General features: G+C 64.4%; 23 protein-coding genes. 18 read left to right on the forward strand and 5 right to left on the reverse strand.

Annotated elements, in window-relative coordinates; all coding sequences use genetic code 11:
• Nucleotides 1-107: 107 nt before the first annotated feature.
• Together OXH60_02160 and OXH60_02165 are read left to right on the forward strand one after the other, a co-directional pair.
• Nucleotides 108-929 (forward strand): PhzF family phenazine biosynthesis protein, encoded by an 822-nt coding sequence (locus tag OXH60_02160; protein ID MDE0710920.1) that lies wholly within the window; start codon nt 108-110, stop codon nt 927-929.
• A 224-nt stretch (nt 930-1,153) separates the two neighbouring features.
• Nucleotides 1,154-1,651: a hypothetical protein gene (locus OXH60_02165; protein ID MDE0710921.1), complete on the forward strand. Its 498-nt coding sequence runs from the start codon at nt 1,154-1,156 to the stop codon at nt 1,649-1,651.
• On the opposite strand, the gene OXH60_02170 is transcribed toward OXH60_02165, so the two are convergent.
• Nucleotides 1,642-2,529, reverse strand: coding sequence for a phytanoyl-CoA dioxygenase family protein (locus OXH60_02170; GenBank protein MDE0710922.1), 888 nt, complete (start codon nt 2,527-2,529; stop codon nt 1,642-1,644). The two genes, OXH60_02165 and OXH60_02170, sit on opposite strands and share 10 nt — an antisense overlap.
• A gap of 169 nt (nt 2,530-2,698) precedes the next feature.
• Between OXH60_02170 and dapA the strand changes: the two genes are divergently transcribed.
• The 16 genes from dapA (at nt 2,699) to OXH60_02250 (ending at nt 17,514) form a co-directional block, all read left to right on the forward strand.
• A complete protein-coding gene (gene dapA / locus OXH60_02175) occupies nt 2,699-3,589 on the forward strand; it encodes a 4-hydroxy-tetrahydrodipicolinate synthase (GenBank protein MDE0710923.1) in 891 nt (296 codons plus the stop codon).
• Between the two features lie 4 nt (nt 3,590-3,593).
• The gene (gene smpB, locus OXH60_02180) at nt 3,594-4,049 is read left to right on the forward strand and encodes an SsrA-binding protein SmpB (protein ID MDE0710924.1); all 456 of its coding nucleotides are present in this window, start codon (nt 3,594-3,596) and stop codon (nt 4,047-4,049) included.
• A 239-nt stretch (nt 4,050-4,288) separates the two neighbouring features.
• Nucleotides 4,289-4,966, forward strand: a complete 678-nt coding sequence (gene folK / locus OXH60_02185; protein MDE0710925.1) for a 2-amino-4-hydroxy-6-hydroxymethyldihydropteridine diphosphokinase — start codon at nt 4,289-4,291, stop codon at nt 4,964-4,966.
• Nucleotides 4,967-5,040: 74 nt separating this feature from the next.
• Nucleotides 5,041-5,565, forward strand: a complete 525-nt coding sequence (gene rpoZ, locus OXH60_02190; protein MDE0710926.1) for a DNA-directed RNA polymerase subunit omega — start codon at nt 5,041-5,043, stop codon at nt 5,563-5,565.
• 45 nt (nt 5,566-5,610) lie between these two features.
• On the forward strand, nt 5,611-7,734 hold the full coding sequence (locus OXH60_02195) for a bifunctional (p)ppGpp synthetase/guanosine-3',5'-bis(diphosphate) 3'-pyrophosphohydrolase (GenBank protein ID MDE0710927.1): 2,124 nt from the start codon (nt 5,611-5,613) through the stop codon (nt 7,732-7,734).
• On the forward strand, nt 7,731-8,336 hold the full coding sequence (gene pyrE, locus OXH60_02200; GenBank protein ID MDE0710928.1) for an orotate phosphoribosyltransferase: 606 nt from the start codon (nt 7,731-7,733) through the stop codon (nt 8,334-8,336). Before OXH60_02195 ends, pyrE begins: the two co-directional genes overlap by 4 nt.
• Nucleotides 8,337-8,404: 68 nt before the next feature.
• Nucleotides 8,405-8,968: a DUF2062 domain-containing protein gene (locus OXH60_02205; GenBank protein MDE0710929.1), complete on the forward strand. Its 564-nt coding sequence runs from the start codon at nt 8,405-8,407 to the stop codon at nt 8,966-8,968.
• A complete protein-coding gene (locus tag OXH60_02210; GenBank protein ID MDE0710930.1) occupies nt 8,965-9,708 on the forward strand; it encodes a pyridoxine 5'-phosphate synthase in 744 nt (247 codons plus the stop codon). Before OXH60_02205 ends, OXH60_02210 begins: the two co-directional genes overlap by 4 nt.
• Nucleotides 9,705-10,103, forward strand: a complete 399-nt coding sequence (gene acpS / locus OXH60_02215; protein ID MDE0710931.1) for a holo-ACP synthase — start codon at nt 9,705-9,707, stop codon at nt 10,101-10,103. Before OXH60_02210 ends, acpS begins: the two co-directional genes overlap by 4 nt.
• Before the next feature lie 12 nt (nt 10,104-10,115).
• Nucleotides 10,116-10,853 (forward strand): signal peptidase I, encoded by a 738-nt coding sequence (gene lepB / locus OXH60_02220; GenBank protein MDE0710932.1) that lies wholly within the window; start codon nt 10,116-10,118, stop codon nt 10,851-10,853.
• Between the two features lie 11 nt (nt 10,854-10,864).
• Complete coding sequence (locus tag OXH60_02225) at nt 10,865-11,536, forward strand: putative dsRNA-binding protein (protein MDE0710933.1); 672 nt, start codon at nt 10,865-10,867, stop codon at nt 11,534-11,536.
• Nucleotides 11,533-12,429: a GTPase Era gene (gene era / locus OXH60_02230; protein ID MDE0710934.1), complete on the forward strand. Its 897-nt coding sequence runs from the start codon at nt 11,533-11,535 to the stop codon at nt 12,427-12,429. Before OXH60_02225 ends, era begins: the two co-directional genes overlap by 4 nt.
• A gap of 13 nt (nt 12,430-12,442) precedes the next feature.
• Entirely contained in the window at nt 12,443-13,198 is a 756-nt protein-coding gene (gene recO, locus OXH60_02235; protein MDE0710935.1) for a DNA repair protein RecO, read from the forward strand.
• Nucleotides 13,195-15,408 carry a DNA topoisomerase IV subunit A gene (gene parC / locus OXH60_02240; GenBank protein ID MDE0710936.1) on the forward strand — a complete coding sequence of 738 codons (2,214 nt, stop codon included), beginning with the start codon at nt 13,195-13,197 and terminating at the stop codon, nt 15,406-15,408. Before recO ends, parC begins: the two co-directional genes overlap by 4 nt.
• Nucleotides 15,409-15,604: 196 nt before the next feature.
• Nucleotides 15,605-16,126 carry a TRAP transporter small permease subunit gene (locus OXH60_02245; GenBank protein ID MDE0710937.1) on the forward strand — a complete coding sequence of 174 codons (522 nt, stop codon included), beginning with the start codon at nt 15,605-15,607 and terminating at the stop codon, nt 16,124-16,126.
• A gap of 23 nt (nt 16,127-16,149) precedes the next feature.
• Nucleotides 16,150-17,514 carry a TRAP transporter large permease subunit gene (locus tag OXH60_02250; protein MDE0710938.1) on the forward strand — a complete coding sequence of 455 codons (1,365 nt, stop codon included), beginning with the start codon at nt 16,150-16,152 and terminating at the stop codon, nt 17,512-17,514.
• Between the two features lie 383 nt (nt 17,515-17,897).
• Here OXH60_02250 and dctP read toward each other — a convergent pair whose 3' ends face one another.
• From dctP to OXH60_02270, 4 genes are all read right to left on the reverse strand, one after another.
• Nucleotides 17,898-19,037: a TRAP transporter substrate-binding protein DctP gene (dctP, locus tag OXH60_02255; GenBank protein MDE0710939.1), complete on the reverse strand. Its 1,140-nt coding sequence runs from the start codon at nt 19,035-19,037 to the stop codon at nt 17,898-17,900.
• 98 nt (nt 19,038-19,135) lie between these two features.
• The gene (locus OXH60_02260; GenBank protein MDE0710940.1) at nt 19,136-19,876 is read right to left on the reverse strand and encodes an arginyltransferase; all 741 of its coding nucleotides are present in this window, start codon (nt 19,874-19,876) and stop codon (nt 19,136-19,138) included.
• Between the two features lie 151 nt (nt 19,877-20,027).
• Nucleotides 20,028-21,824 carry an SLC13 family permease gene (locus OXH60_02265; GenBank protein ID MDE0710941.1) on the reverse strand — a complete coding sequence of 599 codons (1,797 nt, stop codon included), beginning with the start codon at nt 21,822-21,824 and terminating at the stop codon, nt 20,028-20,030.
• A 31-nt stretch (nt 21,825-21,855) separates the two neighbouring features.
• Nucleotides 21,856-22,317: a thioesterase family protein gene (locus OXH60_02270; protein MDE0710942.1), complete on the reverse strand. Its 462-nt coding sequence runs from the start codon at nt 22,315-22,317 to the stop codon at nt 21,856-21,858.
• Nucleotides 22,318-22,334 lie beyond the last annotated feature (17 nt).

Consider the following 22,334-nt stretch of genomic DNA (forward strand, 5'->3'; position numbering starts at 1 on the left):
CGAATTCGGGCTTCATCCCAATCGTCAACTTCGCTGCAGAGAAGCGTTGTCCGTCCGCTGAAACCACCTGATACGATGCCCGACCGCGGCTCACCGAAAGCACTTCGATGCGACTACCGATCTATCAGTTGGATGCCTTCACCGACCGGGCGTTCGGCGGCAATCCTGCCGCCGTGTGCCTGCTGAACGAATGGCTGGACGATGCCACTCTGCAGGCAATAGCGCTCGAGAACAATTTGTCCGAGACCGCATTCCTGGTCGCCGGTGACAACGGAGACTACGAGCTTCGCTGGTTCACGCCGACGCTGGAGGTCGACCTCTGCGGGCACGCCACGCTCGCGTCCGGCTGGCTGATCCTTCATCGGTTGGCGCCCGATCGGGAAGAGGTCGGATTCGCGACACGCTCAGGGCGCCTGACCGTCCGACGCAGTGACAGCGGCCTCCGCATGGATTTCCCGGCAGACCCGCCAGCCTCCATTCGCGTACCGGACGGTCTGGAAGCGGTGCTCGGCGCCACGCCCGAGGCGGTACTGATGGGACGTTATTGCATGGCAGTCTTGGGTACCGAGGCGGAAGTTCGCGCCATGGCGCCCGATCTGGACGGGATTGGGAAGTTGACCGCGGGCCACCTGATCGTGACGGCCAAAGGCGCGCAAGTGGATTTTGTTTCCCGCTTCTTTGCCCCCGGTTCCGGCATTGCAGAAGACCCGGTAACCGGCAGTGCTCATTGCATCCTCGCTCCCTATTGGGCGAAGCAACTAGGGAAGCGGAGCCTGACAGCTCGCCAGGTGTCAGCCCGAGGCGGTGAACTCCGCTGCACGCTGGATGGCGATCGTGTCGGCCTCATAGGCAGCTGCACCTTCTACATGGAGGGATGGATCGAGATTCCGGATGGGGGTTGTCCGAGCCCACGGCTTGCCGACGATTGAGATTTCGCAAGAACCCGCCTGCGGGGCTGGCCGCACGCGGCGCTGAGGCGCCCTGTCGGCACACGTGGTGGCGGAGGGTCGACGTCGGTCGGGTGACCAGCATTCTCGATAGTACTGGTGTCGTCGCAGCCAGACGGTCACGGTTGCCTGAACCATGTCGGTGGGCTAATTACGCGGCATCGAGATTTCAGACAGGGTCAGCCCAACAGCTGCGGCAGGCGGTTATGCGGACGACAATTTCCATTGGCAGCGCATGGTGCGCGGGTTTGGCGGCGGTGGCCGTGTTCGGGTGGGCGGTCCTGGTCGATGCCGCCGAGATCACCGACGACATGCGTGCGCGAGCGGCGGACGCGGGTGTCGTCATCGAGTACCCCCACGATCCCAAGCGTCCGTACCAGAGCACTGATTACCTCCTTAGGGATACCAATGTCCGCTACATGCAAGGACTTCGGTACGCGTCGGTATTTCAGCTTGGCGACGCCTTCGAGATGTTTCTGTTAGGGGCCAGGCGCGGACATGCCCTGTCGCAGATTCACTTGGGCAAGTACTACGCCAACGGACAGGGGACGGAAGTCGATCTCGTAGAGGCGTACAAGTGGTTTCGCCTATCCGGCGAACCCAACGCGGATTACTACATGGATGTGCTGACGGAGCAGCTGACCGCGGGCGAGGTCGCCGAAGCCGAACAGCGCGCCCGCGATTTCGTCGGATCCTACGAGTAGGCTGCCTGCCGGGTATCTGCCTCATCGAAGAACCGGTGGGCTGCAGCTCGCTGGTTTTCGAAGATGGACCCCGGATGCAGGGCGGGCGGCAGGGGGATGCGTACCGGGACGTCCTCCAAGCGTGGCGTGAGTGTCGGGCTGCCGCGTACTACCCGCTCGTTGAACTCCTCGAGATCACCCGCTCCCATCAGCGGCCACGCGTCCGCAGCAGCGTACTCCCACAGCAGCAGTCGCCGCGGCTTGCCGGAACGGTTGGCGCTGGAACCGTGCACGAGCCGGACGTGATGTACGCTGATTGACCCAGCCCGGCCGGTTACGGTCTCCACCTTGCTGAAATCCAGGTCACAGGTGTCAAGATCAATCGCGCCGGAGAACTTGCCTCCGGCGTGGTGGTTGTACACGGGCCCCCGGTGAGTCTCGGGAAGCATCAAGATCGGGCCGTTCTCAAGGTTCATGTCGTCCAGCATCACGCCGACTGCGAGGAGATCGTCATTGGTGTGCGGGTAGAAGGCCCAGTCCTGGTGCCATTCCACGGCATCTTCGGCCTTGCCCGGCTTGAGATTGATCTTGCCGCCATGCAGACGGACGTCACTTCCCAGCAGGTCCGCCATGATGTCGGTGAGGACGGGATCGGCGGCGAACTGGCGGAATTCGGGGTGGGCCTTGTGGGGGAGCTTGATCCGTCGAACCAGCGGAGCCTCAGGAGTGTGACCGTCGGCGACGTCGTACACGTCATCGTGCCCCGGCACGCCCGCCGCATTGTCGACGAATTCCTGGGTCAGCGCTTTGAGCCTGTCGATCGTGGAGGCGGGAATGACGTCCTCGATGACGAGATAACCCTTCTCCCGATAGGTATCGATTTGGGCAGGCGTGAGCATGCTGGAAGGCCTCCTTCGACCGAGCCCGAACGCGCCGGTCTCGTACGATCCCTCACTAACGAAGACTGCCGGTCCCGGCGCAGTATCTGGCTGTGCGCTGGAGCGGCAACCTCAGGAAGCATAATATAGTCATGGATCACACCTTCGCGCGAACGGATACACATGTGCCATGTTTCAGGGTTCCCTCTGTGCGTTGATCACCCCGTTTCGCGACGGCGAAGTGGATGAGGCCGCGATCCGGGAGATCGTGGACTGGCACGTAGCCGAGGGCACGACCGGCCTCGTGCCGTGCGGCACAACCGGCGAATCGCCGGTCCTGTCACACGAAGAGCATGATCGGGTTGTCAGCCTGACGATCGAGTGCGCTGCCGGCCGAATCCCGGTGATGGCCGGGACGGGCTCGAACTCGACCAGGGAGGCCATCCGCCTCACGCAACACGCGCGGGCCGCCGGCGCCGACGCGGCCCTGCTGGTCATGCCGTACTACAACAAACCGACACAGGAAGGGATGTACGGCCATTTCCGGGCGGTGCACGACGCCACCGATCTGCCTCTGTACATCTACAACATCCCGGGTCGGTGCGTGGTCGATATGTCGATCGACACGATGGTCCGACTGGCTGAGCTTCCCCGGATCGTCGGGGTCAAGGATGCGAGCAACGATCCCGTTCGGCCGCATCAGCTGCGTGCCGCGCTGGCGGATCGCGAATTCAACCAGTTGTCGGGCGAAGACGCATCTCAGCTTGCCTTCCTCGCATGCGGAGGCCATGGAACGATTTCTGTCACCGCGAACGTCGCACCTCGCGAATGCGCGGCCATGCATCAGGCATGGCAGGCCGGCAATGCCGCGAAGGCGCTGGCACTGCACGAACGCCTGATGCCTCTGCACGAGGCGTTGTTCGTGGAGACCAGTCCGGGGCCCGTGAAGTTTGCAACTTCCCTGCTCGGCAGATGCAGTTCGGAGATTCGATTACCGCTGGTGGAGCCGGGACCATCGACACAGCAGGCAGTGCGGGCCGCCATGGCCAGTCTCGATCTCCTCGCAGACGGGGCCGGGTGACGCGGTGAGGCACCCGGTCGCGGTCAATCGCCGCGCCCGCCACGATTACGAGCTGGGAGAGAAGTACGAGGCCGGTCTCGTGCTTCAGGGCAGCGAGGTCAAGTCGCTTCGTGCCGGTGGCGCAAGCCTTCGCGAAGCGTACGCGGAGCCCAAGGACGGGGAACTCTGGCTGGTCAATGTCCACATCGCGCCTTGGCGGTCGGCGGCAAAAGGGCACCAACACGAACCGAAGCGCCCGCGCAAGCTCCTGCTGCACCGACGGCAGATCGATCGGATCACGGTGGCCATCAACGAGCAAGGCATGACGGTCGCCCTGCTGTCGATCTACTTCAACGAGACCGGTACCGCCAAGGCCGAGATCGCGCTTGCACGGGGGCGCAAGAGTCGGGATCGCCGGTATGACATTGGCAAGCGGGAATGGCAGCGTGAGCGGGCGCGCGTGATGCGGGAACGAGGCTGAATGTGCCTGCAATGGCCAAGACAGCGAAGGTGCTGCCTGAGGGATTTGCCTAGGCGGTCAGCCGGCACTGGACGACGCGCGGTTGCCCGGGAGATCGTGGCTGCGGATCGGGCGACACGATCGTTCCGGACGCCCTGCTGCGTCAGCGCACTCAACTGGGGTGGTCGGGGCGCGCCGCTATTGCCGGCGTTCGTGTGCCTGGTCGAACCGGACTGGGCCGCTGACTGGTCGTTGCTGACGTGAAACGGCGGCCGGGCCCATTCGGAAGATCAGGGAGTCGGGCAAGGCGCCGGTTGCCGGCGACAGCCGATGCCCTGCATCACTCACCACCCGGCGCGCGCACCCGGCCTCGGGGCCTGCAGGTTCCGCTGTCCGATGCGGTCCTGATCGCCATCGGGGCCAATCTTCGGGCCCCGGGCTTCGGCCCGCTCACGTCCCGACCGGCGCTCGTGTCGCTTCGTCTGGCGCGCGCCGGTTTGCGTCCAGAACGACTTTCCCGGTTGTACTGCGCGCGTCCCTGGCCAGTCGGACTGGGCCCGGCGTATGTCAATGCGGTCGCGCTGGTTCGGTCCCGACTGGCACCGCCTGTCATTCTCGGACGCCTGCTCAAGATCGAGCGCGCGTTCGGCCGTCGGCGACGTCGTCGGAACGACCCACGTACACTAGACCTCGACCTGTTGGCTGCTGGCACGACCGTGACGGGAGAAGCCTGCGCCCCGGTCCTTCCTCACCCGAGGCTGCACGACCGAGCGTTCGTGTTGCGGCCGCTACTTGATGTGTGCCCGCGTTGGCGCCATCCCGTGCACGCGTCCCCGCTGTCGGTACTGCTGGCAAGAGTATCGCGACCAGGGGATACGTGGCCCTGGAAGCGGTCCAGCCGGCGACGAAAAGGGGCATTACGGTTGAAAACGCGCTAGTTTCAGGCTAAACGGGCGAACCTTGGCGGGGCGGCCCCATCCGGGCGGTCTCGCTGTTACCGAGGAGAGATGCTGTGGCGCGCGTAACGGTCGAAGACTGCATTCCTGTCGTCAACAATCGCTTCGAGTTGGTGCTCTACGCGGCGGAGCGGTCACGCGCGATCGCCCGAGGATCCGAGATTACGGTGCAGAAGGACGACGACAAGGATTCGGTGGTCGCGCTCCGGGAAATCGCGGAGGGCAACCTCGACCTCGAGGCGCTACAGGAAGGGATCGTGCGATCGCTTCAGAATCACTTCGAGCGGGACGAGGCTGACGAGGATCCCATCGAGGCATACGCTCGCTCGCTGGGGCTGGACCAGGTTCCTGTCGTTCCGGATGCAGACATGCTGTCCTCAAGCGAGGTTGAGGCCGCCAGTGTCCCGGACGCGGAGCAGGCCGGCATGCATGTTGCGGATTCGGCTGCGGAGCTGAACTCCGGAGACGACGAGGACACCGACATGGAAGGCGACCTCGATGATCGGGAGGAGCCGGACATGGCGCTGGGTCTCGAGGCCGAACCCGGCGACGCGGGCTTTGACGAGGCTGGCGAGGATTAGGTGCCGGCGACGGATTAAGCTACTCACTGTGACGGAGGATCCACCATTCGCCAGCAAGAGCTGATTGAACGGGTTCGCGAATACGACCCTTCGGTCAATGAGGCGAAACTCAACCGCGCGTTCACATTCTCCATGGAGCGTCATCACGCGCAAAAGCGCGAATCTGGTGAGGCGTACTTTTCGCATCCGCTCGAGGTCGCCGGCATCTTGGCAAGGTACCGGCTGGATTCCGCCACGATTGCCACCGGCCTGCTGCATGACACCATCGAGGATGGGGTTGCGACCGAGGAGGAGATCCGGCGCGAGTTCGGTACAGAGGTATCCAAGCTCGTGGACGGCGTCACGAAGCTGTCCAAGATCGAGCCGCGGGCTGCGGCCACCCGAGGCGACCTCGGCAAGTTCGTGCTGGCGATGTCGAAGGATGTCCGGGTCCTGCTGGTCAAGCTTGCCGACCGCCTTCACAACATGCGGACCCTCCAGCACATCCAAAGGCCGGAACGGCGACAGCGCATCGCACGCGAGACGCTTGATCTTTATGCCCCCTTGGCCCGCCGGGTCGGCATCATGGCGATCTGCGAGGAACTTGAGGATCTGGCGTTCGCGGAATTGCAGCCTGCCGAGCACGACGCCATCTGTCGCCGGCTCGAATTTCTCAAGAAGCGGTATCCCTCTCAGGTTGGGAGAACCCTCAATGAGCTGCGCCGGGTTCTGGAAGCGTCGGGCATCGAGAGCGAGGTGACCGGTCGCGAGAAGCGACCGCATTCGATCTGGCAGAAGATGCAGCGCAAGCGTGTGACCACGGAGAAGGTCACCGATCTGTTCGCGTTTCGGGTAGTGACACCCTCGGAGGAGGAGTGCTACCGCACACTGAGCGTGGTGCACCGGCAGTGGCGCTTCGTGCCGGGCAGCTTTCGTGATTACATCAGCCTGCCGAAGCCCAACGGCTACCGCTCGCTGCATACCACGGTGATCGGACCACACAAGCGTGCCATTGAAATACAGATCCGGACCAAGGACATGCACCAGGTCGCCGAGTATGGGCTCGCGGCACACTGGCAGTACAAGTCGCAAGGAAGTGGCCCGGAGCAACTCAGCCCTGACACGCTTCAATGGCTGCGCGGCCTGCGCGAGATCTTTGAGAGCGCGACACACCATTCGGAGGGAATCGAGGACACCAAACTCGAGATCTACAACGATCTCGTGTTCTGCTTTACCCCGAAGGGTGACGTTATCTCGTTGCCCGAGCGCGCCACGCCCGTGGATTTTGCGTACGCCGTCCATTCCCGCGTCGGCGCGACGTGCGTGGGCTGCAAGATCAACGACCGGCCGGCGCCGCTCGACACCCCGCTTCAGAGCGGCGATCAGGTCGAAATCCTTCGGTCGCGCAGCCAGCAGCCCAGCGCCGTATGGGAGACGTTTGTGCGGACCGGCCGCGCCCGAAGCCAGATCCGAAAGTCGTTGCGGCGAAGCCGCGAGCGAGAGCACCTGAAGCTGGGGAAGGCGATTATCGAGCACGAATTCGAAATGGCGGGTGAGAAGTTCGTGCCCAAGACACTGTCGCCGGTATTGAAGGTGTTCGGCTACAAGACCCAGCGCGAACTCTTCACTGCGATAGGTGCTGGGCAACTCGAAGGGGCGAAGGTGGTTCGCGCCATTCATCCAAAGGCGCACAGGAAGTTCGCCGCCAAGACCCGCAAAGGCCGTCCCGTCAAGGGCGCGGCCGTGGGGATCAAGGGGCTCAAGCCCGGGATCGCCGTGCACCTCGCGACCTGCTGTTCGCCGCTGCCGGGCGAGCGAATCGTCGGGATCATGACGGAGGGACTCGGGGCCCGGGTCCACACGATCGATTGTGAGACTCTCGAGCGTTTCTCGGGCGATCCGGAGCGGTGGTACGATCTGAGCTGGGCCGAGGGAGACAACCTGCCGGGCCAGATTGGCCGGCTTCGGGTCAAGCTCACCAACCGCCCGGGCAGCCTCAACGCGCTGGCTGCCGGCATCGCCCGGACTGGCGCAAATATCGCGAATCTGCGTGTCCAGCGCCGCTCAGTCGACTTCTTCGACCTCGACGTTGACGTTGAGGTAGAGAATATCCGGCACCTCAACGAGATCCTGGTGGCGCTGGAAGCGTCTGCCGAGATCTACAAGGCCGAGCGGGTGACCAAGCGATGACACGGATACCTGATGAGGCAGAGGTGTTGGCGGAGTTCGAGACGGCTGGCGCCATCCGGACGGGGCATTTCATCCTGACATCTGGGCTGCACAGCCCGACCTATCTTCAGTGTGCACTGGTGATGCAGGATCCGGCGCGCGGTGAACGCCTGTGTGCGGCGTTGGCAGCGAAGGTGCAGGCCACCCTCCCGGATGCCGGCTTCGAACTGGTCGTCGCGCCGGCGGTCGGCGGGATTCTCGTCGGTTACGAGACTGCCCGGCATCTGCGGCTTCCGGCCATCTTTGCCGAACGGGTGGAGGGCACGTTCATGTTGCGCCGGGGCTTCGCCATCCGGCCCGGTACCCGTGTGCTTGTCGTCGAGGACGTCATCAGCACCGCGCTGTCGTCGCGGGAATGCATTGCCTGCGTCCAGGCGGCCGGCGGAGAAGTCGTCGCGGAAGCCTGCCTCGTGGATCGGAGTTCCGGGAAGTCCAATCCCGGTGTGCCATTGGTGGCGCTACTGAGCTACGAGGTTCCTGCCTATCAGCCAGACGCTTTGCCAAAAAAACTGGCAGCGCTACCGGCCGAGAAGCCGGGGAGCCGCGATCTCGTTTCCTCCTGATGTTTCGTTCTCGGCATCCAGTGGGTTGGCCCAACCGGCTGTGGGGATGGGTTTGGCCGCGCGGCGGCATGGTGCGCTCAGGCCGCTACATGATCCGTCGCCTGCAGCGCATTCCGGGGACTCCGCACCGTTTGGCGATCGGCTTCGCCTGTGGCTCGGCGCTGTCGATGACACCGTTCATCGGTCTCCATGGTGTTGGCGCGATCGTGCTCTCCTGGGCACTGGGCGGCAGCTGGGTGACGGCCCTGATCGGCACCGCGATCGGCAATCCGTGGACGTTTCCGCTGATCTGGCTTCTCATCTATCACACAGGGGCGATATTGGTGCCGGGGGTTGCCGTCGACGACTTGTCGGTCGCGGCGGTCACGAACGAACTGTTGGTCCTCGCCTCCGCTACAGCCAACCTGGCCCTGGGTTGGGATATCGATTCGGTGATTGATGATCTCGCACAGCTCCGCTTGCTGCCGACGATGACAGTAGGATCGATCCCGTACACGATCACCATGTGGGTCGCGTCGTACTACCTGATCCGTTCCTCGGTGTCGCAGTATCAGAAGATCCGGCGCTTGCGCATCAAGTCGGTACGGCAGAGTCGGCTGGCCCGCCTGCGTGGCGGAGACGTGAATCCTTGAGTGGGACCCGCGTCCGGCTGGGCGTGAACATCGACCACGTCGCCACGATCCGCAATGCGCGGGGCGGGCGTCATCCCGATCCCGTGCGTGCTGCCCGTATCGCGGCGGCGGCCGGCGCTGACGGCATTACGGTGCACCTCCGGGAAGATCGTCGGCATATTTCGGATGCGGACGTCAACTTGCTGCGCCGCGCCATTCCACTGCCCCTCAATCTCGAGATGGCGGCGACCGAGGAGATGGTGGGCGCGGCGCTAATTGCCCGACCGGCGCGTGTCTGCCTGGTGCCGGAACGACGCGCGGAGCTCACGACCGAAGGCGGGCTGGACTTGACAGCCGCCAAGGAGAGCGTGCTGCGTACCCAGGCGGCGTTGGCGGCGGCTTCGATCCCAATGACCCTGTTCATCGACCCGGACTTGGAGATGGTGGCGCGCGCCCCGGACCTGGGCGCGCAGGCGGTGGAGCTGCATACCGGTCGGCTCGCGAACGCTGCACCATCGGGGCAGGGTGACGCCCTAGCTGAATTGAGGGAAGCGGCGGCAGCGGCCGCAGCGCTGGGCCTCGAGGTGCATGCCGGTCACGGGCTGGACTACAACACCGCCGGGCTGGTTGCAGCAGTCGAACATGTCCGCGAGCTGAACATCGGGCACTTCCTGATCGGCGAGGCCGTGTTCACCGGCCTCGAAGCCGTCGTGCGTGGCATGCGCCGTGTCCTCGATGACGTGGCCGGCACCTCCGCATGATTGTCGGACTTGGGCACGACGTTTGCGACGTGCGCCGGATCCGGGGCACGCTGGCTCGATACGGCGCGCGGTTCACGCAGCGGGTGTTCACTGAGGTGGAACGCAGTCGCTGCGACCGACGGCGGGCACGAGCCGAGGGATATGCACGGAGGTTCGCGGCCAAGGAGGCCTGCGCAAAGGCGCTGGGTACTGGAATCCGCCAAGGGGTACGCTGGCGTGACCTTGAGGTCAGGAACCTGCCGAGCGGCCAGCCGACGTTGCGGCTGACCGGCCAGGCTGCTGACCGGCTTCAGGCCTTGATACCGGCCGGGATGGCGCCGGATATTCAGCTGACCCTTTCGGACGATCGTGATCTCGCGTATGCGATCGTCATTATTTCTGCGCGTTCCGACTGAGAGTCCTGTTACGTGTTTCGATACTTGCGCCGCCTGGCCTCCTCAAATCTCGGCACGCTCGTCCTCGCCTTGCTGGCTGCACTGGTGATCCGTTCAGTCGCGTTCGAGCCTTTCAGCATTCCTTCGGGGTCGATGAAGCCGTCCCTGCAGGTCGGCGACTACCTCTTCGTGTCCAAGTACGCGTACGGATTCAGCCGGTACTCCTTTCCCTGGCAGCTCGTGCCGATCTCCGAGAGGGTGCTGGAACGGGAGCCCGAACGCGGCGACATCGCGGTTTTCAAGTTTCCGCCCAACCCGAAGTCCGACTACATCAAGCGGATCATCGGTCTGCCGGGGGACACGATCCAGATTCGTGACGGGGTGCTCTACCTGAACGATGTTGCAGTCCCGCGCACAGCGCTGGGCGAACAGCGGGTGACGGACCGGCACGGTGCCACGCAGACCTACCAGGTCTTCCGGGAGTCCCTTGCGAACGGTCGCGATTGGCTGGTGTACGACGCCACGCCGATCGGTGCGCTCGACAATACCGACCTCTATCGGGTGCCGGAGGGCCACTACTTCGCGCTAGGAGACAACCGGGACCAGTCCTCGGACAGCCGCCTGCTCGACCGCGTCGGTTTCATCCCGGCCGAGAATCTGGTTGGTCGTGCGGAGATAGTGTTTATTTCGTTCGACGGTTCGGCCCGGTTCTGGGAGGTCTGGCGTTGGCCTCAGGCGATCCGCTTCTCACGGATAGGCACGTTGCTGTGAGTCGGGCGAAATTGTCGGAGGTCGAACTGGTCCTTGGCTATCGCTTCCGAGATCGCGCACTTCGCAAGGCCCTGCTGCCACCATCGCCGACGTGTCCCGAGACAGCCGCGTTCCAACGACTGGAATTTCTCGGTGACCGGGTTCTCGGTCTTCTGCTTACGGAACAGCTGTTTGTCGAGTATCCGAACGCGCCGGAAGGCGCATTGTCGATCCGCCTGTCATACCTAGCGAGTGGCGATGTACTCGCACTGATAGCCCGCGACTCCGGCCTTGCCGACGCAGTTGCGAAGGATATGGAGCCAGAGCCGTTTCCCGATCATCGCCGGGTGTTGGGCGACTGCGTCGAGGCCGCCCTTGGAGCGCTTTGGAGCGACGGCGGAACCGATGCCGCGCGCCACTTCGTGCGGAAGCACATGGCGTCTCGCATCGTGGCGCTGACGGATCCGCCGCAGGACGCCAAGACGGCCTTGCAGGAATGGACGCTCGCCCGGGGGTTGGAGTTTCCGAAATACACACTGCTGCGCCAGATCGGCAAGGACCATGGCCCGGTCTTCGAGATCGAGGTCCGGGTCGAGCCCGGAACCGGCGAGAGCGTGGCGGCGCAAGCGAGCGGGCGGACCAAGCGGGCCGCGGAAAAGGACGCCGCCGCGCGGCTGTTGGAACGCCTGTTGCAGCGTCAATGACGGAGCAACGCTTCGGAATGATTGCCCTGCTGGGGGCTCCGAACGTGGGCAAGTCCACTCTGGTGAATGCGCTGGTAGGTCAGAAAGTGGCGATCGTCACAGCCAAGGTTCAAACCACCCGGGCCCGGCTTCGCGGTATTGCTCACCATGCCAATACCCAGATGGTGCTGATCGACACGCCGGGCGTTTTCGCGCCCCGCCGGCGTCTGGACCGGGCGATGGCCCGCGCCGCCTGGCGGGAAAGTCGCTCGGCAGACGCGCGATGCGTGCTGATCGATGCCGGGCGCGGGCTGAACGAGGAGAGCGAAGCGGTACTCTCGGGGCTCCGAGAACGAAAGACCGAAGCACTGTGCGTGATCAACAAGATCGACCGGGTCCGTCGCGATACGCTTCTCCACCTTATCGACGAGCTTCGTTCGAACCCCCTGCTCACGGACTTCTTCTTGATCTCCGCCCTGCACGGGGATGGGCTCGATGAGTTGCGGGCGGCATTGGCCGACCGCTGTCCCAAGGGCGTCTGGCATTACCCGCCGGATCAGGCTGCTGATGTTCCCTTGCGCATGCTGGCCGCGGAGTGCGTGCGCGAACAGGCCTACATCCAGCTGCATCAGGAACTTCCGTACGATCTCGCCACCGAGACCGTGAGCTGGAAGGACTTACCGGACGGTTCGGCCCGGGTGGACGTCTGCGTGCTGGTGTGTCGACCGAGCCAGAAACCCATCGTGATCGGGCAAGGCGGTCGGCGCATTCGATCCATCAGCACTGCGGCGCGCCACGCGCTCTCCGAGGCTGCGGCGTGTCAGGTCCACCTGTTTGTCCATGTCAAGGTGGATCCCTCCTGGCAGGATCGGCAAGAGCATTACGACGCGCTTGGCCTGGAGTTCATCACGTGACCCGCTGGTTGCCATGAGGTGGGAGGACGAGGGCGTTGTCCTGTCGGCTCGACATTGGGGCGAGACGTCACGAGTCGTCCAGCTGCTGACCCAGGCGCACGGGCGCCATGTGGGCTTGGTGCGCGGCGCCAGCGCCGCCGGCCGGGCGCACATCTATACGCCGGGCAACCGCGTAAACGCGCGCTGGAGCGGCCGGCTTCCCGAACATCTCGGACATTTTACCTGCGAGCTGGTCGACGCGCGTTCGGCCCGTGTCCTCCATCATCCGCTGCGACTGGCCGCGGTGTCGTCGGTGTGCGCGCTCGCCGAATGGTTTCTGGCGGAGCGGGAACCGGTACCTGATGTGCATGCGGCGAGTGAGGCCATCCTCGACCGGCTTGCCGGCACGGCCGACTGGCAGACCGAATACGTTCTCTGGGAGCTGACACTGCTGCGAGAAACCGGGGCGGGCCTGGATCTCACTAGGTGCGCGGTTACTGGCGGCACCGACGACCTCGTCTACGTGTCGCCGCGGACCGGCCGGGCGGTTTCGAAGACCAGCGCAGGTTCATGGGCGCCGCGGCTGCTGCCGCTGCCGGAATTCCTGCGCACCGGCGCGGCCCCGGCGCAGGACGACCTGCTGGCAGCCCTCCAGATGACCGGGTATTTCCTGCACCGGAACGCCGTTACGCATGGCCGCCGTGCCCTGCCGCCTGCGCGCATGCGGTTGGTCGACAGACTGGCAGCGAGTGGGTCATCCAAGCCGCCCGAGGGGTCGGATCGCCAATGAACGAAGCCCGGGACATCCGCGACACGCCGTTCGTCGACGTGCTCGGGGAGCGCTACGTCAGCTATGCCCTGTCCACCATCATGTCGCGGTCGCTCCCGGACGTGCGCGATGGCCTGAAGCCGGTGCATCGACGCCTGCTGTTCGCCATGCGGGCGCTTCGGCTGGATCCCGCATCCGGATTCAAGAAATGCGCGCGTGTGGTCGGCGATGTCATCGGCAAGTACCACCCGCACGGGGATCAGGCTGTGTACGACGCCATGGTCCGGCTCGCGCAGGAGTTCGCGATTCGATACCCGCTGGTCGATGGGCAGGGCAATTTCGGCAACGTCGACGGCGACGGGGCGGCCGCCATGCGATACACGGAGGCGAGGCTCACGGCGGTTGCGGATGCGCTCCTCGATGGCCTAGACGAAGACGCCGTTGACTTTGTCGACACCTACGACGGCGAGGACACGGAGCCCGCCGTGCTGCCTGCCGCATTCCCGAATCTGCTCGCGAACGGGTCGCAGGGCATCGCCGTCGGCATGGCGACGTCCATTCCTCCGCACAACGTTGATGAGATTTGCCGGGCGCTGCTCCATCTGCTGCAGAATCCGGGCGCCCGTCTTGCGACTTTGTTGCGGTACCTGCCGGGCCCTGACTTTCCCACCGGTGGTGTGCTGGTCGAAAGCGAGGCGACGCTCGAAGAGGCGTACAGGTCGGGAAGAGGCCGCTTCCGGCTGCGTGCCGCGTGGACCGCCGAGCCCATGTCCCGCGGGCGGCTGCGCATCGCAGTCAGCGAAATACCCTGGAGCATTCCGAAGGCTCGCATCGTGACGCAGCTCGATGAGCTGGTGCAGGCACGGAAGTTGCCGTGGTTGGCCGAAATCCGCGACGAATCCGCCGACGATGTCAGAATCGTGCTGGAACTTCGGGGTCGGAGTGGTGAGCCAGCCGAACTGATGGAGGTGCTGTTCCGGCTGACGGACCTGGAAACGCGCATTTCCCTGAATTTGAACGTGCTTGACGGCGGCCGCATTCCCCGGGTCATGGGTTTGCCCGAGGTGTTGCAGGCCTGGCTGGATCATCGGCGCGACGTCCTGCTGCGACGAAGTCGCCATCGGCTCGACGTGTTGGAACGGCGGATCCATGTGCTGGAGGGCTACCTCCTCGTGTTCGTTGATCTGGACACGGTCATCCAAATCATCCGCGAGAATGACGAACCTCGATCCGAACTGATGCTCGTATTCCGCCTGACCGAGACTCAGGCCGAATCTGTGCTCAACATGCGATTGCGGACGCTACGACGCCTGGAGGAAGAGAAACTTCGCGTCGAGCACGCCCGGCTCGCCGCGGAACGCAGCGAACTGATGGAGCTGCTGGAATCCGAAGAACTCCAGTCCGGTCGCATCGACAAGGAAATCCGGGACGTGCGCGCCCGATTCGGTGCCGGCTCGGAAGGCGGAGCGAGGCGCACCAGGATTGATTCGAATGCTGCTCCCGTTGAGCCGCGCTTGGAACACGTCGAAGCAGCGGAACCGGTCACCCTCATTTGTTCGCGCCGGGGCTGGGTGCGGGTCGTCCGCGGCCACGTGGAAAACGAAGACGAGCTTCGTTATCGCGACGACGACGAGGGCCGCTTCGTCGTGCGCACCGAAAGTACCGCCGATGTGCTGGTGGCTACGGACAAGGGGCGCCTCTACACGCTCGCCATGTCACGACTACCCGGCGGCCGCGGCTTCGGGGAGCCGATCCGGCTGCATGCGCAGATCAGCAACGACGAGGAGTTGATCGCATGCTGGCCAGTCGACGATCGGCCTGCCTTGCTTGCCACCGATGACGGCAAGGGCTTCCTGGCCCAGGCGGGAGACTTGATCGGCAGCCGTTCCGGCCGTCAGGTGGTCACGGCGGCAGAGGGAGCAAAGTTGGTCGTTTGCCGTCCGGCGAGCGGGGATCATGTGGCCGTGGTCGGCACCAATCGGAAACTGTTGATCCTCCCCTTGTCGGAACTGCCGCAGCGGAGCCGAGGGCAGGGGGCGTACCTGCAGCGGTACCGGACGGGCAGACTGTCGGATGCGGTGGCATTTGCGAAGGAGGACGGCCTGGTGTGCCGGACCGGCAGCAGAATGCGGACGTTTCCGATCGAGACCCTTGCTCCCTGGATCGGAAAGCGGGGCCAGGCCGGGCGAAACGTGCCCAAGGGATTTCCTGCCTCGCTGCGCTTCGACTGAGCAAGAATCGGAGTCTGCGCGACTTTCGATCCAGGCAGGCTATCCTGCAGTCAGGTTCGGGCCCGGGTCATCCCTCGGTGTGGGACCAAGGTATGGCAGGGCGGAACTGTTGCCTACGCGTTCCGACGGCCGTGCTGCCGCAGCAAAGTATCGGGACGACTCACCGCATGTCACGACGATTGGTTGCCGTACCGTCATGAGCCAGAGCTCGGCCATCGTCGCTGCGATCGATCGATTGAACGAGCTGATCGGTCGGTGGATCGCATGGCTGACGTTGTTCATGGTTCTGGTGACAGTCGTCATCGTGGTCCTGCGGTACGGCTTCAACATCGGCTTCATCTGGATGCAGGAATCGGTGCGCTTCATGTACGCGGCCGTGTTCTTGCTGGGGGCCGGCTACACGCTCAAGCATGACGGCCATGTCCGTGTCGACATGCTCTATGAACGCATGGGCCTGCAGCGGCGGGCCTGGGTCGACCTCCTTGGGACGCTGCTCTTCCTCTTCCCCGTCTGTTTCTCGGTCATCTACTTCTCCTGGGACTATGTGCTGAACTCGTGGGCCGACTTCGAGGGTTCAATTGAGGAGCGCGGATTGCATGCGGTGTATCTCCTCAAGACCTGCATCTGGCTGTTCGCGGGCCTGCTGATCCTGCAGGGACTCGCCACGGTCATCCGCACGATCCGCTCGCTCAGATCTCCTGGAAGCAACCCGAAGTGACTCCGGAGCTGCTTGTCGGCGGCATGCTGCTTGCCCTGATGGCAGCGCTCCTCGCCGGGTTCCCGGTTGCCTTTACGTTGTCGGGCGTTGCCCTGCTGGCGGCGGCACTTGGCGCGGCCGTGGGCATGTTCGATTTCAGTTTCGTGGCGGCGTTCCCGAATCGCATTTACGGGATCATGACGAACGACCTCCTTATCGCGGTGCCGTTGTTCGTCTTCATGGGCGTCATGCTGGAGCGCTCGAGAATCGCCGAAGAGCTGCTGACCACGATGGGGCTGTTGCTGGGCGGTATGCGCGCAGGCCTCGGAATCGCCGTGACGTGTGTCGGCGCGCTGCTGGCTGCCTCGACCGGGATTGTCGGTGCGACCGTGGTCACCATGGGACTTCTGTCGCTGCCGACCATGCTCAAGCGGGGATACGAGCCGGAGATCGCGTGTGGCTCCATTTGCGCGGCCGGTACGCTGGGGCAGATCATTCCCCCGTCAATCGTGCTCATCCTACTCGGTGACCAGATCTCGGCGGCCTATCAGCAGGCGCAGCTGGCTCAGGGCAACTTTTCACCGGAGGCCGTGACCGTCACGGACCTGTTCGTCGGAGCGCTGCTGCCAGGACTTGCCCTCGTCGCACTGTACATCCTGTGGCAGTTCTTCTACGGGACCATCAGGCCGGACGCGATGCCGTCCATCCCGCGGAGCGAACGGGCGGCGGTTTCCGCGGCAGAACTGCGCGCCCGGGTGCTCCGTGCCCTGGTCCCGCCGCTGCTCCTGATCGTGGCGGTCCTTGGATCGATCCTGGCCGGTTTGGCCACGCCGTCCGAATCGGCCGGCGTCGGTGCGGTCGGCGCGATGCTGCTCGCGATTCATCGACGGCAGTTCACCCTTAAAATCCTGAGCGACGTCATGCGATCGACCGCTCGCATGACGTCGATGGTCTTCACGATCCTGGTCGGCGCTGCCCTGTTCTCGCTGGTCTTCCGGGGATTCGGCGGCGACGAGATGGTGGCCGAGTTCCTCGGCGGGCTCCACGGTGGCGTGGTGACGGTCCTGATCCTCACCATGGTCCTGATGTTCCTGCTCGGCTTCTTCCTCGACTTCATCGAGATCACCTACGTGGTGATCCCGATCATCGGGCCGCCCATCCTGATGCTCGGCATCGACCCGGTCTGGTTCGCGATCCTGGTGGCGATCAACCTGCAGACGTCGTTCCTGACCCCGCCCTTCGGCTTCTCGTTGTTCTACCTGCGGGGTGTGGCGCCGAAGTCGGTGCCGACCGCTGCGATCTACCGGGGAGCTGTACCCTTTGTGGCCATCCAGCTGCTCATGCTGGGAATACTGGCCTTGATGCCCGAGCTCGCTACCTGGTTGCCGAAGGTCGTCTACCCGCAGTAGGACAGGGGGACGGCGCCATTCTCTTCGGGAACTGTCGCACCAGGATCGACCGCACGCGTCCGGCTCGCGGCCGGTCGCACGTCCGGTGAGCTGCCCGGTCCGGGCAGCGTGATACTCCCTGGATCGGCCGACCACTGCGGGATGTTTGGAGAAGGGTGGACTCGGGCAGACAGGGTCCCGGACGTCCGGGACCCGCGCCGGAAGTCAAACGCAGGCTGACACAGCACGTCTCCTGCCCGGCCGTCACTGCACCCCACCGGCAGCGCGTGGACCTCGCACACCGGAGGGCCATTCATTCGAAAATAGTGTTTTGTATCAATGCCTTCGTGAATTCTCCTAGAATGATTCGAATGCCCGGCCCGGTCGTCGGCGGGGAGAGTGTTTCACCCGCGTAGCTGGAGGTACCCCTGTTCGGCGTACGGATTGCGTGCGCGCGCCTCGGTCCGGAACCGCTCCCAGCTCTCGAAGATCCGTCGCGCGAGATCGCCTTCCTGCGCGGTGGCCCGAACCACGTCGTCGCTGTGTACGAGCATTTCGTCGAACACGTCCTTCGGGAACGGCCGCAGCTCAACGCCGTGCTCTTCGACCAGTACGCGTTGCGATTCGTTGTTGGCCGCGGTGAACTCGGCGAGCATGCGTACGTTGGTGGCGGCGGCCGCGTTTTCGACGATCGCCTGCAGGTCCGGCTCCAGACCGTCCCATGCCGCCTTGTTCAAGAGCAACTCGGATGCTGTGCCCGGTTCGTGGAACCCTGGCCCGTAGTAGTTCTTCGTGATCTTGTAGAACCCGAATGCCAGGTCGTTCCAGGGGCCTACCCATTCGGTCGCATCGATCACACCGGACTGGAGGGCGGGCATGATCTCGCCGCCCGGCAGGTTCACCGCCGTGGCGCCCAGCCGATTGATGACTTCGGCCCCGAGTCCGGGAATGCGCATCTTGAGGCCCTGAAAGTCCTCGATGGAGTTGATCTCCTTCTGGAACCAGCCTCCCATTTGGGTCCCGGAATTGCCGGCCAGGAACGCCTTCAAGCCGAATTCCGCGCAGAGTTCGTCCCAAAGCTCCTGACCGCCGCCGTGGTACACCCAGGCATTGTGCTCCTGGGCCACGAGGCCGCCCGGCACGGCCGCGTAGAACGGGGTCGAACGATGCTTGTTGATCCAGTAGTAGGCAGCCGCGTGGCTCATTTGCGCCTTGCCTTCCCGAACTGCATCAAAATTCTCGAACGGAGGCACGAGCTCACCCGCGGCATACAGCTTCACGGTAAGTCGACCTTCCGACGCCGTGGTGATGTGGTCCGCAAGCCGTTGCGCGCCGGTTCCCAGACCAGGGAAGTTCTTCGGCCAAGTGGTGACCAGCCGCCATTCGCGCATACCGCGACTTACGCTGGGGGCCTCGGCCGGGTTATCTGGGGTACCGGTCTCCGCTGTTTGCTGGTTCTCTTGGTCATCGCCCTCACCACACGCGGCTAGAGCGACCGAGGCGCTGACTACGGCGGCGCCGGATAGAAAGGTTCGACGATCCAACTCAGAAGCTCCTCACGAAAAGCGGCAGATCCTGCCGGAGGGGTAGGGGTTCGCTGTCCCCGTGAACAGCATAGTCGCAAAGTGCGCCTGCCTGCCGGTTATGACGCTCGAGCGGCGCTCCCGCCCAGCCGAACCCATCCCCGCTCAGTCAGTTCCTCAAGCGGCTGGAAGCGTCGCTTGTAGGCCATCTTGGATGATCGCGGAATCCAGTAACCCAGGTAGAAGTAGCGAAGGTCCAGCGACTGCACCCGCAGGATGTGCCAGAGGATGGTCGCGGTGCCGAGGCTGTCTTGCCGACGCTCGGGATCCCAGAACTTGTAGATCCCGGACAGCCCGTCAGCAAGCCGGTCGGTCAGCGATACCGCGATCAGGCTGCCATCCTGGTTGCGGGCTTCCACCACCCGGGTATCAACCGGCGTTTCCTCGATCATCGCCTGGTACGACGCGTAGCTCATCCCCTCCATGTCGCCGCCAATGTGGCGATCGGTCTGATAGCGCCGGAAGAGGCCGTACTGCTCCCGGGTGGCAACAGGATCGCATTCGCGCCACTCAAGAACCCGGCAGGCCCGGCGAGCTCGACGGAACCGTCGACCAAGCTGAAAGCAGCTGGCGTCGATGCGCACGGGCCGACACTCTGTGCAGGAAGGGCACGCTGGCCGGTAGGCCATTCCGTGACTGCGTCGAAAGCCGGCACGAATGAGGTCGGCGTGAAACTGGTCAGCGTGCTGCGTCGGGATTTGGGTGATCACCTTTCGCTCAACCTTGCCCGGCAGATACGGGCAGGGAAGAGCCGACGTTCCGACAAAGATCGGGATCGTGTCGCCAAGTGGAAGCGTCATGGCCGTGTCCTGCCGGGAAGTGAGTGATCGGCATCCATGCTAGCAATCTGTCGACGCACCGCGCACGCTGCCAGTCACGGTCCGGGGGCGGGCACCGGTGGTCGGTTGCGGATGGCGCGCCCGGTGTGGGTGCCGGGCGGTGGCGGGGGACCTACGCGATCCCGTAGTACCAGGGCACGAAGAGCGTAAAGGTCCCCCAGCAAATCAGTGTGAGCGGAGGACCGCTTCGCAGGTAATGGCGGCCACGGTAACCAGCGGGGCCCATCACCAGAAGGTTGGTCTGGTAGCCGATGGGCGTTGAAAACGACATGTTGGCGCCAAAAATCACCGTTACGGCAAACGGAAACGGGTCGACCCCGAGAATCTGGGCGATGCCAATGGCAATTGGCATGTAGAGCAGCGCCGCCGCGTTGTTGGTCAGCACGTCCGTAGTGATGGCCGTGACCAGGAAGAGTGCCGACATCATGGCCGCTGGCCCGAACCCGAACATCTCCATGGCCCGCACAGCACCGTCGGCCACCCACTGGGCCGCCCCGCTCATTTGCATGGCCCCGCTTAGGCCAAGCATCGCTGCCACTGGCAGGGCGACGCGACCGTCGATTGCGCCGAGCGCGCGCCTGACGGAGAGCGTGCCCGAGGCAATCATGGAAAACGCACCGGCTACGGCAGCCACGACCACGGGCACGAGCCCGCTCGATGCGGCAAGCACGGTGCCCAGGAAGATGCCGGCTGCCCGCCAGCGGAACTTGACGGGCGGCAGTTGGCTCTGCCGCCATTCCGTCGGCACCACGATGCCTGACTGGCGAAGGTCGCTTACCGCGCTCTGGGTCCCTTCCACCAGCAACATGTCCCCGCTCTGGAGCGGCACCTCGAGCGGCCGGACGCGACGATTGGTCAAGCGGGTGCGCCGGAGGCCGAGGATCGTGCACCCGGTTCGCCGGCGGAACGTCTCGGGCGTCATCGGCGGCGTTTGGGTGAACGGCGAATCCACCGTGACCACGGCTTCCGCAAAGAAGTTGGCCTCGTTCTCGGCGCGGATACGCGCTGTCCGGAAGACACCGCCGAGAGAGCCGAGAATCGCCGGAAAACGGGTACGGGCGAGCGCGACCACGAGCACATCCCCAGCCTGCAGCGCCACGTCGTCAAACGGGAACAGGTAGGTATCCAGCCCGCGTCGCACCGAAAAGACCGTCATCTCCTGGAGGCTGGGAAACATCCCTCCGATCGACGCTTCCCCCACGGCGGGCGCGTCCGAGCGGACTTCGAGCTCGGTCACGAACTGCCGCGATTCCACGGGGGTCACCGCTTCGCTCTTCAGTTTCGGCAACAGCCAGGGAAGGACGGCGGTGACATACACGAGACCGGCACCGGCTACGACCAGGCCGGGAATCGTGAACGCGAAGAAGTCAAACGGGGGCAGTCCGAGGTCCACTGCGACACCAGCTGCGATGAGATTGGTGCTGGAGCCGACGAGGGTGGTCATGCCGCCGAGGATGCTGGCGTAACTCAGCGGAATGAGCGTGCGCGATGGGGGCAGGCGATCGGATGCGACGAGGATCAGAATAGGAATGAAGATCAGGACAATAGGCGTGTTGTTGATCAGGCTCGACGTCAACGCCGCGACGAGAAGGAGGAAGACGAATACCAGCCACCGGCGGTGACGCGCCATTCGGTTGATTACGTCTGCAACGCGGCTGAGTGCGCCGGTTTCGGTCAGTCCCCGGGCCACGATCAGCAGCGCCATCAGCGTGATGAGGCCGGTGTTGGCGAAGCCCGCGAAGACCATGCCCGGCTGGGCGCGCGCGTCCGGCATCTCGACCGAGACAAACAGGAACAGGAGTGCGAGCAGCAGCCCAATGGCTACGGTTTCCAGACGGAAGCGCCCCGAGACGAAGGCCGCGACGGCAACCACCGCAATCGAGAGCGTCAGCGCGATGGGCAGCGTCATGACGGGTCGGCCGTCCCCGCCGAGAAGGGCGTCAGGATCGCTGGCGGGGCCCAGCTCCCCGCTCGGTCAACTGAACTCGGAGATGATCGGGGATCGGCACGCTCGCTTCACGGGTTCGGTCCGCGAGCACCATGACCGCGCGCGCCCTTGCTGCGCACACGCCGCCATGGAACACCGCCTGGTCCCAATGGACGGAGGACCGGCCAAAGCGCGCGATTCTGGTGCCGACCGTGACCGTCCCAGGCCAGTGCAGTTGGGCTAGGTAGTCGATCGCGATGTGGGCCAGCATGAACACCGGATCTGCCTTGATCGGATCGTTGATGCCGTCGAGATACGTGAGTCGGCCTTCTTCGAGGTAGCGCGCGACGGCCGCGTGGTTGACGTGTCCCACACCGTCCAGATCGAAGAACCGGATATCCCGGTCGACCCGGTGCGCGTAGTCTTCCAGGATCGGGATTTCCGGTCTGGGTGATGCTCGGGCTGGCGTTGGCATGGGCGCGACTATGCGAA

This window comes from Rhodospirillales bacterium (assembly GCA_028824295.1).
In the GTDB taxonomy this organism is placed as follows: domain Bacteria; phylum Pseudomonadota; class Alphaproteobacteria; order TMED109; family TMED109; genus VXPW01.

What these genes read in the sequence shown, in the direction of transcription:
- OXH60_02160 (MDE0710920.1), top strand. Translation starts at nt 108, where the DNA reads ATGCGACTACCGATCTATCAGTTGGATGCCTTCACCGACCGGGCGTTC.
- OXH60_02165 (MDE0710921.1), top strand. Translation starts at nt 1,154, where the DNA reads ATGCGGACGACAATTTCCATTGGCAGCGCATGGTGCGCGGGTTTGGCG.
- OXH60_02170 (MDE0710922.1), bottom strand. Translation starts at nt 2,529, where the DNA reads ATGCTCACGCCTGCCCAAATCGATACCTATCGGGAGAAGGGTTATCTC.
- dapA (MDE0710923.1), top strand. Translation starts at nt 2,699, where the DNA reads ATGTTTCAGGGTTCCCTCTGTGCGTTGATCACCCCGTTTCGCGACGGC.
- pyrE (MDE0710928.1), top strand. Translation starts at nt 7,731, where the DNA reads ATGACACGGATACCTGATGAGGCAGAGGTGTTGGCGGAGTTCGAGACG.
- OXH60_02205 (MDE0710929.1), top strand. Translation starts at nt 8,405, where the DNA reads ATGGTGCGCTCAGGCCGCTACATGATCCGTCGCCTGCAGCGCATTCCG.
- acpS (MDE0710931.1), top strand. Translation starts at nt 9,705, where the DNA reads ATGATTGTCGGACTTGGGCACGACGTTTGCGACGTGCGCCGGATCCGG.
- era (MDE0710934.1), top strand. Translation starts at nt 11,533, where the DNA reads ATGACGGAGCAACGCTTCGGAATGATTGCCCTGCTGGGGGCTCCGAAC.
- recO (MDE0710935.1), top strand. Translation starts at nt 12,443, where the DNA reads ATGAGGTGGGAGGACGAGGGCGTTGTCCTGTCGGCTCGACATTGGGGC.
- parC (MDE0710936.1), top strand. Translation starts at nt 13,195, where the DNA reads ATGAACGAAGCCCGGGACATCCGCGACACGCCGTTCGTCGACGTGCTC.
- OXH60_02245 (MDE0710937.1), top strand. Translation starts at nt 15,605, where the DNA reads ATGAGCCAGAGCTCGGCCATCGTCGCTGCGATCGATCGATTGAACGAG.
- OXH60_02250 (MDE0710938.1), top strand. Translation starts at nt 16,150, where the DNA reads ATGCTGCTTGCCCTGATGGCAGCGCTCCTCGCCGGGTTCCCGGTTGCC.
- OXH60_02260 (MDE0710940.1), bottom strand. Translation starts at nt 19,876, where the DNA reads ATGACGCTTCCACTTGGCGACACGATCCCGATCTTTGTCGGAACGTCG.
- OXH60_02265 (MDE0710941.1), bottom strand. Translation starts at nt 21,824, where the DNA reads ATGACGCTGCCCATCGCGCTGACGCTCTCGATTGCGGTGGTTGCCGTC.
- OXH60_02270 (MDE0710942.1), bottom strand. Translation starts at nt 22,317, where the DNA reads ATGCCAACGCCAGCCCGAGCATCACCCAGACCGGAAATCCCGATCCTG.